The following is a 17,237-nucleotide window of genomic DNA, read 5'->3' as shown; positions in this document are numbered from 1 at the left end:
ATGTTTTTATTGTAATAAATAGTAATTTTTATTACAATAAAAATTAATTGTTTGTGTCCATAGCTCAGTTGGATAGAGCGTTAGATTGCGATTCTTAAGGTCGGAGGTTCAAGTCCTCTTGGACACGAAAAATTTGTTAGTTTGGAGAGATGGCCGAGTGGCTTAAGGCGCACGCTTGGAAAGCGTGTATACGTAAACTGTATCATGGGTTCGAATCCCATTCTCTCCGATTCCTAGGACCCGTACTATCAAGTGTTGCTAAACCCCGTCAGGACTGGAAGGTAGCAGCGGTAAGCGATTTTTTTGGTGAGTACGCAAGTCTTAGGTTGAATTTTAAGTCAAAATGTAATGTTTCGTTTTATGTTAAGATATAGATTCATCTTTTTGAAGCTTTTAACTCTGCTATATTTTCTTAAGAACCTTTTCTTTGTTAGGTATTTTTTATTCTTTATAAAATTCTTTGGTAAATCTTTTAAAATAATAGTTCTGAGGTATAAATATGTTGTATAGTATATATTTATAGCATTTTACTTATTAAAGCATTGGGAGGTAAAACGTTAATGGCGCCTTCAAGAGGTACTGCTCTTAAGAAACGCCCCAGAGATTTCAACTCTCTTGAAGGGCAAGATTTTGTTGTTGAAACTCTAAAGCATTCTATAGAGAAAAATAAAATAGCAAATGCTTATATTTTTTCGGGGCCAAGAGGTGTTGGGAAGACTTCATCAGCCAGGGCTTTTGCTAGATGCTTAAATTGTAAGAATGGCCCGACAGTTATGCCTTGTGGAGAGTGTAATAATTGTAAATCTATTGATAATGATAGCAGTCTTGATGTTATTGAAATTGACGGTGCTTCAAATACTTCGGTTCAGGATATTAGGCAAATTAAAGAAGAAATAATGTTTCCTCCTGCAGTTTCCAAATATCGAATATATATTATTGATGAAGTTCATATGCTTTCCAATTCTGCTTTTAATGCTCTTTTAAAGACAATTGAAGAGCCCCCCAATTATATTGTTTTTATTTTTGCTACTACAGAGTCACATAAACTTCCAGAGACAATAAAAAGTAGATGTCAGCATTTTAGTTTTAAACTTTTGTCTTTAGAAAAAATTTATAATATGCTTAAGAAAGTTTGCTTTGAAGATCATATTAAATATGAAGATGAGGCTTTAAAATGGATTGCATATAAAAGTAGTGGTAGTGTAAGAGATGCTTATACTCTTTTTGATCAGGTAGTTTCTTTTACTAATTCTGACATTAAATTAGATCAAATAAGATCTAAGATGGGCTTAACCAATGATGAATTTTTAGAGAAGTTATCAGTTAGTATTCTTAGTGAAGATGTAAAAGAGTTAATTTGTGTTCTTGATTCTATTTTTTTGTCCGGAGTGTCTTATGAGCAATTTCTACTAGATTCAATCGAATTTTTTAGAGAGGCATTATTTTTAAAGATAGGTATTAAAAATTTTGAGTTTATTGGAATTAAATCTGAAGATTTAAGAAAGAAATTAGCTGAGTTTGATTTGAACTATCTTGAGAGGATTATTGTTGTTTTGCTTGAAACTTACAGAGATTTGCAATTTTCGGTTAATCCAAGATATGAGCTTGAGATTAATTTTGTTAAAATTTTAAGACTTAAAAACTATATTCCAAATCATGTTTTAATAAAACAAATTCAAAATCTTGAAGACAATTTGTTAGAAAATATGGCTTTAGATTCAAACAATTTTGATGTTTTAGCAAATAAGAAGAATAAAGATGATTTAGCTTTTATTTCAGCAAAACCTGGCTTAGAATATGAATTTTCTGAAATCAAACCTTTAAAAAAAGAGGAGACTAGTTTTGATGAAAATTTGTCAACAAAAATTGATGAAAATCTTTTAGAGGCCAATAACATTGACGAAATTGATGAGATTTTTATTGAGGATGACAATTTAAGTGAAGCAAATGATTTTATTGATATAAGAGATAAATTTATTTATGTTGTTTCAAGATATATTCAAACTTTAGTTCATTCAGGAGAAGTTGTTATTGATGACAATGTTCTCTATTATAAGGTGTTTAGTGAATTTGAGTATAATGAACTTCAAAGTTATAAAGGTGAGATAAGGTCTGAGTTTTATAAAGAATTTCCCAATTTAAGCATTGTTTTTCAGAAAAATTTTAAAAGCCTTGAAAAGGATTTTAAAAAATTAGAAACTGTAAAAAATATTTTTGGAGCAAGTGAAGTTCTGGAGGGATAGAGATATGGCAGTAAATCCATTAGATTTTTTAAAAAATATGTCTAGTGTTAAGAGCAATATTGACAATATTAAAAAGGAAATGTCTAAAATTACGGTTTGTGGTAAAGCTGGCAGCAATATTGTTGTTATTGAGATGGATGGCGAATTTAATGTTAAAAAAGTTTCAATTAATAAGGAATTTTTTGATGATTTAGACAATGGTGCTTTTGAACAAATGGTTAAATCTGCTTTAAATGATGCTGTTTCTAAGGTTAAAGAAGAGATAAAATTAAAAACTATGGGGGTTCTTCCCTTTGGAATGTAGTTATTAATTTTGTAAAAGTTATATTTTAATTTTTTAATATAATGTTAGGTGCTTTATAATTTGTAACATTCCGTATAAATTTAATTAATCAGATATACTGTTAGTATTAAGCAAGTGTTTTAATTTATTTAATTATTTTTAAATAAATGTCCTAAATTTTAGGGGGATTTTATGTTAATGTTATTACAAAAAACTTTATGTATTATTAAGCCAGATGGGGTTAGGAGAGGTTTAATTGGCGATGTAATTGCTAGATTTGAACGAGTAGGTTTAAAAATAGTGGCTGCTAAAATGCTTATTGTTGACGAGAGTCTAGCAAAAAAACATTATTTATATGATGATATTGTCCTTAGGCATAGCGAGGCAGTTTGGAAATCTTTAATTAAATTTATTTCAAATTCTCCTGTTTTTGCATTTGTTGTTGAAGGAGTTGAAAGCATTGAGGTTGTAAGAAAGCTTTGTGGTGCTACTGAGCCAAAATTAGCCATTCCTGGAACAATACGGGGAGATTTTTCTTATCATAGTTTTAGATATTCAAATGAAAAAGGTTTTTCAATTTATAATGTGATTCATGCATCTGCAAATGAGGTAGATGCCATTCGTGAAATACCAATTTGGTTTAAAGATAATGAAATTTTAAACTACAAAAGAGATGATGAGTGCGAACATTATTATTGTTGATTTTTATAATCTATTTCTTCAAAGGAATAAGTTTTAAATTGCCATTTTAATACTGATCTAAAATAAGAGCAATTTTTGTATTTTATTTTAATTTTTTGGCATTTTTAGGAGAATTTTTATACAGAAGGCTATTCCTGAGAATGGTGTTTTTATTTTGTTTTTATGTTTTACATTATAATTAATTATGTAAATAAATTTTGTTTGATAAAGTTTTTAATGTTATGTTGTTATGTTTAGTAGATTGTCGATTGAAATAGAAAATTTCTATTCTTGTTGAAAATAGTTATGAAAATACTAAGGCTTTATTCGTTATTTTTATTTTTTGCTTGTACTTTTGATTATGATGAATATTCTAATAGATCTGATGCGGCCAAAAAGTTTCCCTCAATACAAATATTAGGAATCAAGTACTATAATGTTGTATACAATAAAGAGCAAACTGCTTTAGAGTCTTTAAGCTTTAGCTATTTTAATGACTATAAAGTTTATAAAGCAGAGAATGGAAGGTTTTTATATCATTCACTAGATAATGAAATTTCAGGAAAGTTTAATAATTTGGAAGGTTCTTATATTACAAAGGATTTGGATATGAGAGATTCTGTAGAATTTAAAATAGAAGATAAAAATAAGTATTATTTACTTAATTCAAATAGGATTTTGTGGAAGAATAAAGACAAGAAGTTGCAATCTCCTCCAAATGAGCTAGTATTAATTAGATTTAATGATAGCAAAATAAAAGGAAAAGGATTTTCTTATTTTTTAAAGAGCAATGTTTTTTATTTTGATTCTGGGGTTGAAGGAATCATGAATTGAAGGATTTAATTTTAATATGGATTTTTATTATTTTTGTTAATAATATTCAAGCAACACAAATAAAATCTAAGCCCAAATCTGAAAGCTTTCAAGGGAATGAAAAAAAAAATACTAATTTTACCTTTAAGTCAGATTTTGCACAAGGAATAGTGTCTTCTTTTTATAAAAAAATTGTTTTAAAAGGAAATTCAGAGGTTATTTCGCCAGATTTTAAACTTAGGGCAGATGAAATTGAAATTTATGGAGAAAATGGCTCTTATCTTGAAGCTCGAGGTAATGTTTTTTATGAAGATTTTAAGAATAAGATGCATGTTAAGGCTCAGTTTTTGTTTTTTAATAGAAAATTAGATAATTTTTATCTTCAAAAAGGGGTAGAGCTTGAAGACTTAGAAAACAATATGCTTATTAAAGCAGAAAGAGTTGAAGGCAGCAATAAATCCAACGTTTATATTATGCAATATTCTGTTAAAATATATAAGGACGATACTTTTGCAAGAGCTGAGAATGGAACTTATAATAAAGAAGAAAAAGAAATGATTCTTGAAGGAGTCCCAGTAATTTATCAGAAAGACAACTATTATTCTGCTTCAAGAATCATTTTTAATACAAAAACTAATAGGTATAAACTTGAGGGGAGTGTTGAGGGAGAGTTTACTCAAGTTGAAAATGATGTTTCTGAAGAAAAAAAATAAAATAGAAGAGATTAAGGAAAATCTCAACCTCAATTCTGTTAATAATGTTGTCTTAAGAGCAGACAACATTATTAAAAAGTATGGTGAAAAGTTTGCTGTTAATGGTATTACGATTGACATTCATAAAGGTGAAGTTGTTGGGCTTCTTGGTCCAAATGGAGCTGGCAAAACAACAACATTTTATACGATTGTAGGCTTTATTAGGCCTAATTCAGGCAAGGTTTTAATAAATAATTACAACATTTCATCTCTTAATATGTATGAGCGTGCTCGGATAGGAATTGTATATCTTCCTCAAGATGCTTCAATTTTTAGGGAACTTACAGTTGAAGAGAATATTATGGTTGCTTTAGAGAGAAGAGAGGATCTGTCTAAGGCTGAACGCAAGATAGAACTTGTGAATTTACTTAAAGAATTCGAGATAAAAAGAATACAAAGCCAAAAAGCTTATACTCTTTCTGGTGGAGAGAGAAGGAGGGCAGAGATAGCAAGAGCTTTGGCTGTAAACCCCTATTTTTTGCTCTTAGATGAACCTTTTGCTGGTATTGATCCTATTGCGATCGGGGATATAAAGAATATAATAAAAATTTTAAAAGAAAGAAACATTGGAGTTCTTATTACCGATCATAATGTAAGAGATGCTTTTGATATAATCGATAGAGCTTATATTGTTTATCAGGGGCAAGTACTTGATGAAGGTGATGTTGATTATATAATAAGCAGCGAAAAGGCCAAAAAGCTTTATTTAGGAGAAGAATTTAGATTATGAAAACAATAGATCATGAATTTTATTATGAATTTAGGGTAGCTGATGATGTTAGAATGATTTATACTAAAAAACCTTTTCATCTAAATTTAAGAGAACTTAATAATGATAATTTAAATTTTGTTCCGAAGTCTAAGAAAATAAAATATTTAAAGCAATTGCATACAGACATTATTTATAAGGTTGAAGATGATTTTATAAATTTCCAAGAAGGAGATGGGCTTATATCTAGTTCTTTAGATGTAGCTCTTGTTGCTTACTTTGCAGATTGTCTTCCAATATACTTTTATGATTCAGTGAAAAAAATCATAGGGCTTATTCACAGTGGATATAAAGGAAGCTTTAGTTTGGTTATTTTGAAAATGTTGTTTATGTTTGAGAAAATGGGATCAATTTTTAAAGATTTAAAAATTGTTTTTGGACCTTATAACAGATCTTGTTGTTATGAAGTTTCTGAAATTTTCTTAAAAGAAGTAGATAATAAATTTAGCAAAAGTTTATTAAATACTGCTTTTGATATAAGAGATGGTAAAATATATTTTGATAATGCTAGTTTTAATTTAAATTTACTTTCTAGTTTTAATTTAAATATTTATAATTCAAAACTTTGTACGCATTGTTTGAAAAATCTTTATTCTTATAGAAGATTAAGAGAAGGGCAAAGTTATGCTTTAATTTGGAGAATTTAATTTGAAAGTAAGAGATTTGTCTTTTAAGCTTAATTCAATTTTTGATATAGAGAAGTATGAACGTGTTGATAAAAATTTAAACGGTCTTCAAGTAGGAAATCTCAATGCCGAGGTTAATAAGGTTGCCTTTGCAGTTGATGCAAGCCTTTCAACTTTAAAAGAAGCAAAAGGAAATGATTTTTTAATTACTCATCATGGTATTTTTTGGTCAAAAAGAGAGCGCATTGTTTCTAATATGTATGATAAAATTAAATTTTTGATTGAAAACAATATGGCTCTTTATTCGGTGCACTTACCTATGGATGCTCATCCTGTTTATTCACATAGCAAAGTGTTATCAGATGTTTTAGGATTAAAAAATCCTTTTGCTTTTGCAAATTATGGGGGTTTTAATCTAGGAATTATTGCCGATTCTACTTTTAGCTTTTCTGAAATTTTAGAAAAAATCAAAAAGGAAAATAAACATATTCTTTTTTATAAAAAGTTTAAAGAATCGGTGAATAGGGTTGCGATTATTAGTGGTTCTGGATACTCTTTTTTTGAAGAGGCTTTATGTCATGGTATAGACTTGTTTATAACCGGAGACACTTCTCATCAAATATATTCTTTAGCAGAAGAATGCGGTGTGAGCTTGATTTTTGCAGGTCATTATTTTACTGAAACTTTTGGTTTAATCAAATTAATGGAAGATTTCAAAATTCAAGAAGATTTAGAGGTTAAATTTATTTTTAAAGATACTAATTTATAAGGATTTTTATATGGGCGCTAAAAGTAAACAATATTTTAATATTTTTGTATTTGTTATTAGTTTAATTTTTTTTGATCAACTTTCTAAGTATTTGGTTGTGAAGTATGTCAAATTGGGTTCAATATATTTTTCCTTTTTTGATAATTTTTTTAGGATAATACATGTAAGAAATACGGGCATTTTATTTTCAATGGGTTCTGATATCCATTATAGTTTGAAAAAAATTTTTTTTCTTGCAATGCCTATTTTTATCTTAATATTTGTTTTTTCTCTTGCTTTGAAAGAGAAAAATTGTATTAGCAGAATTTCACTTTTATTAATTTTTTCAGGAGGGGTGGGGAATATTATTGATAGATTATTTAGACCCTCCGGAGTTGTAGATTTTTTAGATTTTAAATTTTATGGAATTTTTGGACTTGACAGATGGCCTACTTTTAATTTTGCAGATAGCTATGTTGTTATAGGAATGATTTTATTTTTGGTTTATGATTTTTTTTATAAAAAGAAAAGCGCTTAATACATGAAGATTTTAGGCTTTATTTTATGCGCATTAATAAACTTATCTATAATGTTTTTAGTTTTCTTTTTAGAGTTTCTTTTAGTTATTAAATTTAGTATTATCGTAAAGCCTTATTTGCAATTTATATTGATTTTCATGATGATTGTTTTTGCTATTTTGGTGGGATATTTTGTGTCAATTCTTATTGTAAGAAATTTGTTTATTGAGTTATTTGAACCAGATCAATAAAGAGGGGCTTTGTGTCTTTAAGGGTTTTGATTGCCGGCGAGGTTGTCGGTAAAGCTGGAATTATTGCTATAAAATCTTTTTTATCATCCTTTCGGGTTAGGAGAGGGATTGATTTTGTAATATCTGGCAATAATTTTACTACGGGTTTAAGGGGTCTTGGTAAGAAGCATGCCTTTTTATTGAAAAAGTATGGGGTTGATGTTTTAACCTTAGGTGAAAATGCTTTTGCAAGGGCAGATTTGTCTGATGATCTTGACAAGTATAATTTTATTTTAAAACCTTTAAATTGTCCTGCAAAATTAAAAGGATATTCTTATTTTATTTATAATATTAATGGTAAAAAATTAGCTGTGGTGAGAATTGTAGGCCAAACAGGAATAACTAAGTATAAATTTAATCATCCTTTTTATAGTTTTGACTTTTTTTATAAAAGAATTGAAATGCAAACAAACAATATTATTGTTCTTTTTGATTCAAATACTACGGCCGAAGTTAATGCTTTATTTTTTTATCTAAAATCAAGAGTTAGTGCTTGTCTTGGAACTGGCAAAAGGATTTTAACAGCTGATTTGAGAATTTTAGATAATACTGCTGTTATAACTGATTTAGGCAGAGTTGGGAGTTTGGATAGCGTTATTGGATATGTTCCTGATTTAGAGGTGGATAAATTTTTGAAAGGATTTTTAAATCAAAAATTTAATGAATCTTGGGAAGGTATTGGTTTTAACGGTGTTTTAATTGATATCGATGAGAATGGGCATTCTTTTTCTGTAGAAACTGTTAGAGAATATATAGATTATAAATCAAGTTTAAAAGATATGGATGATATGGATATTATTTGATATTCATATCTTTTAAGGAATTTTTTAAATTTAATTGATCTTAGCTATGTGATTTAATTTTATTAATTTTCTTATGTATAGTATGTATAGGAGGGTGGATTATGTATAGTTATATTGTAGAAGGTGGTTTTAAGATAGGTGGTCAAATTACAGCTAGCGGCAATAAAAATTCTGCTTTACCTTGTATTTTAGCGGCTTTACTTACCGATGAAGATGTTATTTTAGAAAATATTCCTAATATTAATGATGTAAAAGTTGTTTTAGATATTTTAAGTGATATAGGAGCAGATATTGTAAGAGAGGGGAATACTTTAAAAATAAAAGTTTCAAATATTGTGAAAACAGAAATAGATTCCTCTTTTACAGATTTAATTAGGGCCTCCATACTTTTATTAGGACCTTTTGTCTCTAGATTTGGGGAAATAGATATGGCGCTTCCAGGAGGAGATGTGATTGGAAAAAGGCGGCTTGATACTCATTTTTATGGCCTTTCTAAACTAGGAGCTAAGTTAATCAACAAAGATGGAAGAATTGTTTTAAAGGCCAAAAAGCTTGTTGGAGCTGAAATGTTTTTAGATGAAGCTTCTGTTACAGCTACAGAAAATATCATTATGGCTTCAGTTCTTGCCGAAGGAAATACTGTTATTATGAATGCTGCTTGTGAGCCACATGTTCAAGATTTATGTAATATGTTGAATTCAATGGGTGCTAATATTTTAGGGATTGGTTCAAATGTTTTAGAAATAAAGGGTGTAAAAAAATTAAGAGGAACCACATTTAGAATAGGTGCCGACTTCATGCAAGTTGGTTCTTTGATCAGTCTTGCTGCATTAACAGGGGGCGAATTGGAAATTAAAAAAGCAGATCCCCAACATTTCAGATTAATTAGGCATATATATTCAAGGCTTGGTATTAATTTTGAATATGATAGGGAAAATGTATACGTAAGAGATAAGCAAGAGTTAAAAGTTAAGCTAGATTTTGGTGGACACATTCCAAAAATTGATGATGGTCCATGGCCTGCCTTTCCGACAGACCTTATGAGTATTATTATAGTCACTGCAACTCAAGTAGAAGGTACAGTTCTTGTTTTTGAGAAAATGTTTGAATCCAGGATGTTTTTTGTAGACAAATTAATCAAAATGGGGGCTCAAATTGTGCTTTGTGATCCACACCGTGTAGTAGTTACTGGTAAATCTCCTCTTAAAGGAAATGTTTTATCTTCTCCAGATGTGCGGGCAGGAATGTCTCTTCTTATTGCTGCTTTTGTTGCTGAAGGTCGCAGCGAAATTCAAAATGTTTATCAAATTGAAAGGGGATACGAAGATGTAGCTAATAAATTAATTAATTTGGGGGCAAAAATTAAGAAAGTTAAAAGTCAATAGCTTGTTAATAGGCCTTATTATATTTTTATTATATGTGGCTTATTGAAAATGTTTTCAAGAGAGGATAAGGTATTAGGTGATTGAATTATGAATGAAAATATATTAAATAATTTTTATTGTTGGGATTTTCTATCTAATATTATTAAATTTTGTTCTATTTTAGAGTTTAAAGATTTTAATATAAAAAACAATATTGAAAGATTGAGAAAAATTTGCAGCGGTATTTCTGATTTTGAATTTTTGCCTTTATAATATTAATTATTATTTTAAATAAGTATTTATTGCTTTGCTTTAGTTCTTGAAAATGGTTTTAATTTTAATAATTGCTGTTTATTTATAATTAATATCAGTATTATTAAATTTTTGTTATATCTGGTTTTAATTTTTATGTTTTTGGTTATGGTTTTTTGGTGTGGCGGGTTAATAAATTTTATTTGTATCTTGACTATTATAATGCATAATGTGTTAACTGTTAATTTCTTTGACACTACATATTAATTTTTAATTTTTGAAATTAAAAATTAAATACTTTTTTATTATTGATGAATAAATTTGAGTTTATATTTTTTATACAAAATATTTTAGATAAGGATAAAGTTTTATGTCTACAAATAAGAGCAAGGCTAGGGAATTAATATTAAAAGGCAATCTATATAAGGTTCTTTTTTTAATAAGTTTTCCTATTGTTATAACCAATATTATTCAAGCTTTTTATGATCTTACTGATATGTTTTATGTTGGTAAGCTTGGAGCCATGCCTTTGTCAGCGCTTTCACTTGCTGGTCCTGTAAATTTTTTTATTATGGCTATTGCTATGGGTATGGCTACAGGAAGCATTTCTTTGACTTCAAAATGTATAGGAGAGGGAAATTTTTCTCGTTTTTCAAGGTATGCGGGGCAACTTATTGTTTTAAACTTTGTTTTATCCTTATTTGTTGCTATTTGCGCTTTTTTTTTTATTGAGCATCTTTTAGATTTGCTAGGTGTAAAAGACGAGCTTAAAGAACTTTCAAGAGCTTATTTTTATGTGACAATTTTTGGAATACCTATTATGTTTTTGAGCATTTCAATTACATATATTTTAAATGCTCAAGGAGAAACTATCCTTTCAATGATAATAGTTTTATTTGCCAATATTGTTAATTTTATTCTTGATCCAATTTTAATATTTAGTTTTAATATGGGCATTACTGGAGCCGCTTGGGCTACTTTATTTTCAAAATTGCTAACTGTTGCTTTTTATTTATTTTTGACCTATGGGCTAAATCGTGGATTAAAAATTTATCCTAAGGACTTAGCGTTAGATATAAGATCTATTAAAGAAATTGTTAATTTAGGATTACCTTCAACTTTTGGGCAAATAATGGTTTCGTTGTCTTTTTTTATTTTTAATTATATCGTTATTGATATTAGTCCGAAATTTTTGGCGGCGTATGGACTTACAAACACCATTATTTCTTTTTTATTTCTTCCTGCCATGGGGATTGGTACTGGAATTATTTCGATTGTTGGTCAAAATCTTGGTGCTAAAAAAATTAATAGGGTGGGAGAAGTTTTGAAAAAGGGATTTTTTATTTCTTTAGCAATTTTATTAATAATAAATTCAATTGTTATTATTAATAAACATTTTATACTGAGATTATTTACAAATGATTTGGAAGTTTTAAATTATGCTAATAATTATTTATTGTTAACAACTATTGGTACTTTTGGATATGGGTTGCAACAAGTGTTCTTTGGGGGACTTATTGGATCTGGTAGGACAAAAATTGCAATGATTATTATTTTTATTAGGTTGTGGCTTATTCGTCTCCCGGTAGTTTTTATTTTTCAATATTTTGGCATAATTGAAAATTCTTTAGGTTATGCTTTTATAATTTCCAATTATTTGGCAATTATTATTTTAGTTGGTTTTACTTGTACTCGCTATTGGGCTAAACCCATTTTAATTAAAAAATAGAAATACTAATTAAGATTTATTTATATTTTTATTTCACCAAAGGAAATGGTTTGTTTATTTTTAATAATTTAATGTTTTTGGCCTTTAAAATTGTTTTTAGATTTTTTGTTAATCTATTTTAAAGTGCAATAAGGCTTAATTTAAAGTAGAATTAATTTTAATAATTTTGGTTTTAAATTGTTTCTCTTTGTTATTGTTTTTCAAAAATATATAATATGTTTTTTCTTTTAGTGTTAATTTTAATTTTCAAATAAAAAGTTTTTGTTTCAAATCCATTAAGTTTTTCTCTAATTAATTCACCTGTTTTACTGCCTTCTTTAAAAATTGCTAATGAATTTGCATTTATATTTTCTTCACTTTTGTTTTTAAGCGTAATTATTAGATTGTTTTTGCTGTCGGATTTGTAGTTTACTATTTCTACTTTTTTAGTAGTTTTTATAGTGCTAATAAGATAGGTAATTTCTTGTGCATGTTCTTTTGATTTTATTGTACTTGTTTTCAAGCAAGACATAAAAACAATTGAAATACTAGGAATTGTAAGCATCAGTAGCAATTTAAGCTTAAATTTTTGAATTTTCATCATTTTTATTATATTTTTTTATTGGATTAGTGTTAACCTTTTTTATAAAACAAAGATGTTCGATCAATTTTAAATGTTGATTAGATTTTAAATTGTTTACTATTATTTTGAATTTCATTATTCGAGTATTTTTTATTTTAGGCGATTGTTTTTAAAGCTTTATTTTTAAATATTTTGTGTTTTTCTTTAATTAATATAAATTTCATGTTAATTTGAATACTATGTTATATGCGAGATTAATTCAGTTTAAAAGTTCAAGCATGTTGACTATATTTTATAAAATGTGTAAAATTTTAAAGCTATTAAAATTTTTTAGAAAAACACGCAGTGCGGGTCAATTTCTAAAAAATAGTTTTTTGTTTTTTTGATTATTTGTAGCTATTTTTTATTTTGATAAGAATAAAATTGTTAAAAATTTTTTAAAGAGATTAAATGTAAGTAGCTATTTAGGATGTGAAATTTAGGAGGTTAATCATGGCAAAAGAAGTTTTTCAAAGAACAAAGCCGCACATGAATGTTGGAACAATAGGTCATGTTGATCATGGTAAAACAACATTAACAGCGGCTCTTAGTATTTATTGTTCAAAATTAAATAAAGATGCAAAAGCATTAAAGTATGAAGATATTGATAATGCACCAGAAGAGAAAGCAAGAGGAATAACAATTAATGCTAGGCATATTGAGTACGAAACAGCCAATAGACACTATGCTCATGTTGATTGTCCAGGCCATGCCGATTATATAAAAAATATGATTACAGGAGCAGCGCAAATGGATGCAGCCATACTTTTGGTTGCTGCTGATAGTGGTGCTGAGCCTCAAACAAAAGAGCATTTACTTCTTGCTCAAAGAATGGGAATAAAGAAAATAATAGTTTTTTTAAATAAATTAGACTTAGCAGATCCTGAACTTGTTGAACTTGTTGAAGTTGAAGTTTTAGAGCTTGTTGAAAAATATGGCTTTTCAGCCAATACCCCAATAATCAAGGGTTCAGCTTTTGGCGCTATGTCTAATCCAGAAGATCCTGAATCTACAAAATGTGTTAAAGAGCTTCTTGAATCTATGGATAATTATTTTGATCTTCCAGAAAGAGATATTGACAAGCCATTTTTGCTTGCTGTTGAAGATGTGTTTTCTATTTCAGGAAGAGGTACTGTTGCTACTGGGCGTATTGAAAGAGGTGTTATTAAGGTTGGTCAAGAAGTTGAAATAGTCGGCATTAAAGAAACCAGAAAAACCACTGTTACTGGTGTTGAAATGTTCCAAAAAATTCTTGAGCAAGGTCAAGCAGGGGATAATGTTGGTCTTCTTTTGAGAGGAGTTGATAAAAAAGATATTGAGAGAGGACAGGTTTTGTCAGCTCCAGGCACAATTACTCCTCATAAGAAGTTTAAAGCTTCAATTTATTGTTTGACTAAAGAAGAAGGCGGTAGACATAAGCCATTTTTCCCAGGGTATAGACCACAATTCTTTTTTAGAACAACCGATGTTACTGGCGTTGTTGCTTTAGAGGGCAAAGAAATGGTTATGCCTGGTGACAATGTTGATATTGTTGTTGAGCTGATCTCTTCAATAGCTATGGATAAAAATGTAGAATTTGCTGTTCGGGAAGGCGGGAGAACTGTTGCCTCAGGAAGAATTCTTGAGATATTGGAATAGTTTAAGACTTTAGGGATATATTTAATACTCTCTAAAGTTTAGGAGAATAAATTGATTGCTAAAGATAAGATACGCGTAAAATTATTTAGTTTTGATGTTAAGATATTAGATCAGAGTGCCGAATCTATTGTTAAGGCTGTTCAGAAGGCTAAGGCTCAGATTAAGGGTCCAATCCCTTTGCCGACAAAAATAAAAAAATATACTGTTTTACGTTCTCCTCATGTCAATAAAAAGTCAAGAGAGCAATTTGAGATGCGAACTCATAAAAGGCTTATTGATATCTTAGAACCCACTTCTGCTTTAATGGATTCTTTAATGAAATTAGAGCTTCCAGCAGGCGTTGAGGTAGATATTAAACAGTAAATGATATTTTAAGTTAAGTATATGAATTTGAGGTGTTTTAATGTTGGGATTGATTGGAAAAAAAGTTGGCATGACTCAGATATTTCAGAAAAATGGCATTGTGATTCCTGTTACTGTTATAGAGTTTCAGCCCAATTATATTATAGGGAAGAAAACAGTCGATAGAGATGGTTATAACGCTCTTATAGCAGGTTCTGTTGATCTTAAGGGTTCTAAAGTTTCAAAGCCTATAAAAGGTCAATATAAGAGTTTAAAAGATATTGAGCCCAAAAAATATGTAATAGAGCTTAAGGGGCTTGACGGATATGATCCTGGAGATGAGATTAAGGTTGATGTTTTTAAGTCAGTTAAGTATGTAGATGTTACAGGTACTACTAAAGGCAAAGGTTTTCAAGGGGCTATGAAAAGGCATAATTTTAGTGGTGGTCCATCTTCTCATGGATCAAAATTCCATAGACATCTTGGTGGAACAGGACAAGCTACTACTCCCGCAAGAACATTTAAAGGGACCAAAATGGCTGGTAGAATGGGTGGAAATAAACAAACTATTCAAAATCTTGAAGTTGTTTTAATTGATGAAGAAAATAGGGCTATTCTGGTAAAAGGAGCTGTGCCTGGTGCTAAGGGTTCTTTTGTTGTTGTTAAGAAATCTAAAAAGTAGGTATTTAGTATGGAAAGAAAAGTTTTTTCTAAAGATGGGAAAGAGATCGGTACTATAAATTTGGATGATAGAGTTTTTAATATAGAAATTAGTCATGGATCTATTTATAATGCTATAAAAAATGAGTTGTCTAATCTTAGGGTTGGAACATCTGCAACTAAAACCAGATCAGAGGTCAGGGGTAGTTCTAAAAAGCCTTGGAAGCAAAAAGGAACTGGCAGAGCTAGAGTGGGTACAAAGCGAAATCCAATTTGGATTGGCGGAGGCATAGCATTAGGTCCAAAGCCCAGAGATTATAGCTATAGATTACCTAAAAAGGTAAAAAGGCTTGCATTTAAGTCTGTATTAAGTTTACGTGCTGCTGATGAAAATAATTTTAAGGTTGTTGAAAATTTTAATATTGAATCAGGCAAAACAAAAGATCTTGCTTTAATAATCAAGAATTTTGCGAGTTTTAATGGTAAGGTAGTTATTCTTTTGGGCAATGATGATCAGATGATTAAAAGGGCTGGTAAAAATATAAGAGATTTAAAGATTTTGTCTTTTAATAAACTTAGAGTTGTTGATTTGTTTTATGCTAAGAATTTAATAGCTCTAGAATCTGCTGTTAACAAGCTTAATGAGTTTTACGTTAAATAAAAAAGATGTTGAGGATAAGTATGAAAGCTTATGATATAATAGTTTCACCTATGCTTACTGAAAAAACCAATACTCAAAGAGAAAGTATTAATGTTTATGTTTTTAAGGTTAATAAGAGAGCAAATAAAAAAGAGGTTGGTGCAGCAATAAAAGAACTTTTCAATGTTACTCCAGTGTCGTGTAATTTACTTAATATTAAAAGTAAAGCCAAGGTTGTGGTGTCTCGAAGAGGATATCCTATAGGCAAGGGGAAAACTTCTTCATGGAAGAAGGCATATGTTTATCTCAAAAAGGAAGATAAAATAGATATTTTTTAGTGGTTTTGGAGAAAAATAAATATGGGTATTAAGACTTATAAGCCAAAAACTTCTTCTTTGCGCTATAAGACGACTTTATCTTTTGATGATTTGAGCAAAGGTAATGATCCTTTAAAATCTTTAACAAAAGGTAAAAAGTTGAAATCGGGCAGAGATTCTTCTGGTAGAATTAGTATTAGAAGAAGAGGTGGTGGGCATAAGAGAAAATATAGGTTGATTGATTTTAATCGAAGAGATAAATTTAGCATTCCTGCTCGAGTTGCTTCTATTGAATATGATCCTAATAGAAGTGCTAATATAGCTTTGCTTGTTTATAAAGATGGAGAAAAAAGGTATATTATTTCTCCTAAAGGGATTAAGGTTGGAGATGTTTTGGAAAGTGGTCCGAATGCCCCAATTAAAATTGGCAATGCCTTACCCCTTGAAAACATTCCTATTGGAAGGACTATTCACAATATCGAGCTTAATGTAGGAAGGGGTGGACAGCTTGTAAGAAGTGCTGGGGGATATGCCATGATGCTTGCTTCTGATGGGAATTATGTCACTGTAAAATTGTCATCTGGTGAAATGAGGTTAATTTTCAAAAAATGTATTGCAACAATTGGTGAAATTGGGAATGAAGATTATGCCAATGTTTCTATAGGGAAGGCCGGTAAAAGTAGGTGGCTTGGTAGAAGACCTAAAGTTAGAGGTGTTGCTATGAATCCTGTTGACCATCCGCATGGTGGTGGTGAAGGGAAAACTTCTGGAGGTCGCCATCCTGTTTCTCCTTGGGGACAGCCTACTAAAGGCTATAAGACTCGCAAGAAGAAGAGATATTCAGATAAATTTATTATTAAAAGAAGAAATAAATAGGAGAGTATAGTGGCAAGATCTATTAAAAAAGGACCTTTTATAGAAAAGAGTCTTTATCAAAAAGTTTTATCATCTTTTGGAAGTGAGAAGAGGGTTGTTATTAAAACCTATTCCAGATCTTCAACAATAATTCCTGAAATGGTAAGTCTTACTATATCTGTTTACAATGGCAAGACTTTTATACCTATTTATATTACTGAGGATCTTGTGGGGCATAAGCTTGGCGAGTTTTCACCTACAAGGATTTTTAGAGGGCATGCTAAGTCAGATAAAAAGGGAAGGAAATAAAGTA

22 protein-coding genes, 2 tRNA genes and 1 other RNA gene are annotated in these 17,237 nt (G+C 29.5%); 24 read left to right on the top strand and 1 reads right to left on the bottom strand.

The genetic code is table 11. The annotated features are described in order from the left end of the window. Positions 1-53 precede the first annotated feature (53 nt). The 17 genes from BLA33_RS01970 (at position 54) to BLA33_RS01895 (ending at position 11,871) form a co-directional block, all read left to right on the top strand. Positions 54-127, top strand: a tRNA-Arg gene (locus BLA33_RS01970). A 16-nt stretch (positions 128-143) separates the two neighbouring features. Next, positions 144-229: transfer RNA gene (locus tag BLA33_RS01965), tRNA-Ser, on the top strand. Positions 230-232: 3 nt separating this feature from the next. Continuing rightward, an RNA gene (gene ffs, locus BLA33_RS01960) (signal recognition particle sRNA small type) lies at positions 233-329 on the top strand. A 231-nt stretch (positions 330-560) separates the two neighbouring features. Continuing rightward, a complete protein-coding gene (dnaX, locus tag BLA33_RS01955) occupies positions 561-2,243 on the top strand; it encodes a DNA polymerase III subunit gamma/tau (protein ID WP_029346518.1) in 1,683 nt (560 codons plus the stop codon). Positions 2,244-2,247: 4 nt separating this feature from the next. Beyond that, on the top strand, positions 2,248-2,547 hold the full coding sequence (gene efbC / locus BLA33_RS01950) for a nucleoid-associated protein EbfC (protein WP_004790964.1): 300 nt from the start codon (positions 2,248-2,250) through the stop codon (positions 2,545-2,547). Positions 2,548-2,718: 171 nt separating this feature from the next. Next, a complete protein-coding gene (locus tag BLA33_RS01945) occupies positions 2,719-3,228 on the top strand; it encodes a nucleoside-diphosphate kinase (RefSeq protein ID WP_029346517.1) in 510 nt (169 codons plus the stop codon). Between the two features lie 285 nt (positions 3,229-3,513). Further along, on the top strand, positions 3,514-4,041 hold the full coding sequence (locus tag BLA33_RS01940; protein ID WP_004791251.1) for a hypothetical protein: 528 nt from the start codon (positions 3,514-3,516) through the stop codon (positions 4,039-4,041). Beyond that, complete coding sequence (locus BLA33_RS01935) at positions 4,038-4,733, top strand: LptA/OstA family protein (protein ID WP_075226370.1); 696 nt, start codon at positions 4,038-4,040, stop codon at positions 4,731-4,733. Before BLA33_RS01940 ends, BLA33_RS01935 begins: the two co-directional genes overlap by 4 nt. Beyond that, on the top strand, positions 4,711-5,502 hold the full coding sequence (lptB, locus tag BLA33_RS01930; RefSeq protein WP_031477545.1) for an LPS export ABC transporter ATP-binding protein: 792 nt from the start codon (positions 4,711-4,713) through the stop codon (positions 5,500-5,502). Before BLA33_RS01935 ends, lptB begins: the two co-directional genes overlap by 23 nt. Next, the gene (gene pgeF / locus BLA33_RS01925) at positions 5,499-6,188 is read left to right on the top strand and encodes a peptidoglycan editing factor PgeF (protein WP_004791426.1); all 690 of its coding nucleotides are present in this window, start codon (positions 5,499-5,501) and stop codon (positions 6,186-6,188) included. Before lptB ends, pgeF begins: the two co-directional genes overlap by 4 nt. 1 nt (position 6,189) lies before the next feature. Beyond that, a complete protein-coding gene (locus BLA33_RS01920) occupies positions 6,190-6,936 on the top strand; it encodes a Nif3-like dinuclear metal center hexameric protein (RefSeq protein WP_029346515.1) in 747 nt (248 codons plus the stop codon). A gap of 10 nt (positions 6,937-6,946) precedes the next feature. After that, a complete protein-coding gene (gene lspA / locus BLA33_RS01915) occupies positions 6,947-7,453 on the top strand; it encodes a signal peptidase II (protein ID WP_075226369.1) in 507 nt (168 codons plus the stop codon). 3 nt (positions 7,454-7,456) lie between these two features. Next, complete coding sequence (locus BLA33_RS05910) at positions 7,457-7,684, top strand: hypothetical protein (RefSeq protein ID WP_004791224.1); 228 nt, start codon at positions 7,457-7,459, stop codon at positions 7,682-7,684. A gap of 11 nt (positions 7,685-7,695) precedes the next feature. Continuing rightward, a complete protein-coding gene (locus BLA33_RS01905) occupies positions 7,696-8,526 on the top strand; it encodes a TIGR00282 family metallophosphoesterase (RefSeq protein ID WP_004792615.1) in 831 nt (276 codons plus the stop codon). A 101-nt stretch (positions 8,527-8,627) separates the two neighbouring features. Next, positions 8,628-9,911 (top strand): UDP-N-acetylglucosamine 1-carboxyvinyltransferase, encoded by a 1,284-nt coding sequence (murA, locus tag BLA33_RS01900; RefSeq protein WP_029346512.1) that lies wholly within the window; start codon positions 8,628-8,630, stop codon positions 9,909-9,911. Between the two features lie 87 nt (positions 9,912-9,998). Next, on the top strand, positions 9,999-10,163 hold the full coding sequence (locus BLA33_RS05805) for a hypothetical protein (protein WP_157651906.1): 165 nt from the start codon (positions 9,999-10,001) through the stop codon (positions 10,161-10,163). A 349-nt stretch (positions 10,164-10,512) separates the two neighbouring features. Further along, positions 10,513-11,871, top strand: coding sequence for an MATE family efflux transporter (locus BLA33_RS01895; RefSeq protein ID WP_029346511.1), 1,359 nt, complete (start codon positions 10,513-10,515; stop codon positions 11,869-11,871). Between the two features lie 190 nt (positions 11,872-12,061). Here BLA33_RS01895 and BLA33_RS01890 read toward each other — a convergent pair whose 3' ends face one another. After that, positions 12,062-12,451, bottom strand: a complete 390-nt coding sequence (locus BLA33_RS01890) for a hypothetical protein (RefSeq protein WP_029346510.1) — start codon at positions 12,449-12,451, stop codon at positions 12,062-12,064. A 474-nt stretch (positions 12,452-12,925) separates the two neighbouring features. Between BLA33_RS01890 and tuf the strand changes: the two genes are divergently transcribed. Genes tuf through rpsS form a run of 7 tightly spaced genes read left to right on the top strand, consistent with a single transcriptional unit; the run spans position 12,926 to position 17,233 of the window. After that, on the top strand, positions 12,926-14,110 hold the full coding sequence (gene tuf / locus BLA33_RS01885) for an elongation factor Tu (protein ID WP_004791386.1): 1,185 nt from the start codon (positions 12,926-12,928) through the stop codon (positions 14,108-14,110). A gap of 51 nt (positions 14,111-14,161) precedes the next feature. Continuing rightward, positions 14,162-14,473, top strand: a complete 312-nt coding sequence (gene rpsJ, locus BLA33_RS01880; protein ID WP_004790785.1) for a 30S ribosomal protein S10 — start codon at positions 14,162-14,164, stop codon at positions 14,471-14,473. 40 nt (positions 14,474-14,513) lie between these two features. Beyond that, positions 14,514-15,134: a 50S ribosomal protein L3 gene (gene rplC / locus BLA33_RS01875; protein ID WP_029346509.1), complete on the top strand. Its 621-nt coding sequence runs from the start codon at positions 14,514-14,516 to the stop codon at positions 15,132-15,134. Between the two features lie 9 nt (positions 15,135-15,143). Further along, entirely contained in the window at positions 15,144-15,773 is a 630-nt protein-coding gene (rplD, locus tag BLA33_RS01870; RefSeq protein ID WP_029346508.1) for a 50S ribosomal protein L4, read from the top strand. A 20-nt stretch (positions 15,774-15,793) separates the two neighbouring features. Then, on the top strand, positions 15,794-16,090 hold the full coding sequence (gene rplW, locus BLA33_RS01865; protein WP_011193800.1) for a 50S ribosomal protein L23: 297 nt from the start codon (positions 15,794-15,796) through the stop codon (positions 16,088-16,090). 21 nt (positions 16,091-16,111) lie between these two features. Continuing rightward, entirely contained in the window at positions 16,112-16,945 is an 834-nt protein-coding gene (rplB, locus tag BLA33_RS01860) for a 50S ribosomal protein L2 (protein ID WP_029346507.1), read from the top strand. Between the two features lie 9 nt (positions 16,946-16,954). Beyond that, entirely contained in the window at positions 16,955-17,233 is a 279-nt protein-coding gene (gene rpsS, locus BLA33_RS01855) for a 30S ribosomal protein S19 (protein WP_002557073.1), read from the top strand. The last annotated feature ends 4 nt before the right edge of the window (positions 17,234-17,237 follow it).

This window comes from Borreliella garinii (assembly GCF_001922545.1).
GTDB classification, from domain to species: Bacteria; Spirochaetota; Spirochaetia; order Borreliales; family Borreliaceae; genus Borreliella; species Borreliella garinii.
The sequence above is the reverse complement of the archived record's forward strand: the minus strand, read 5'-3'. Positions and strand labels throughout refer to the sequence as shown.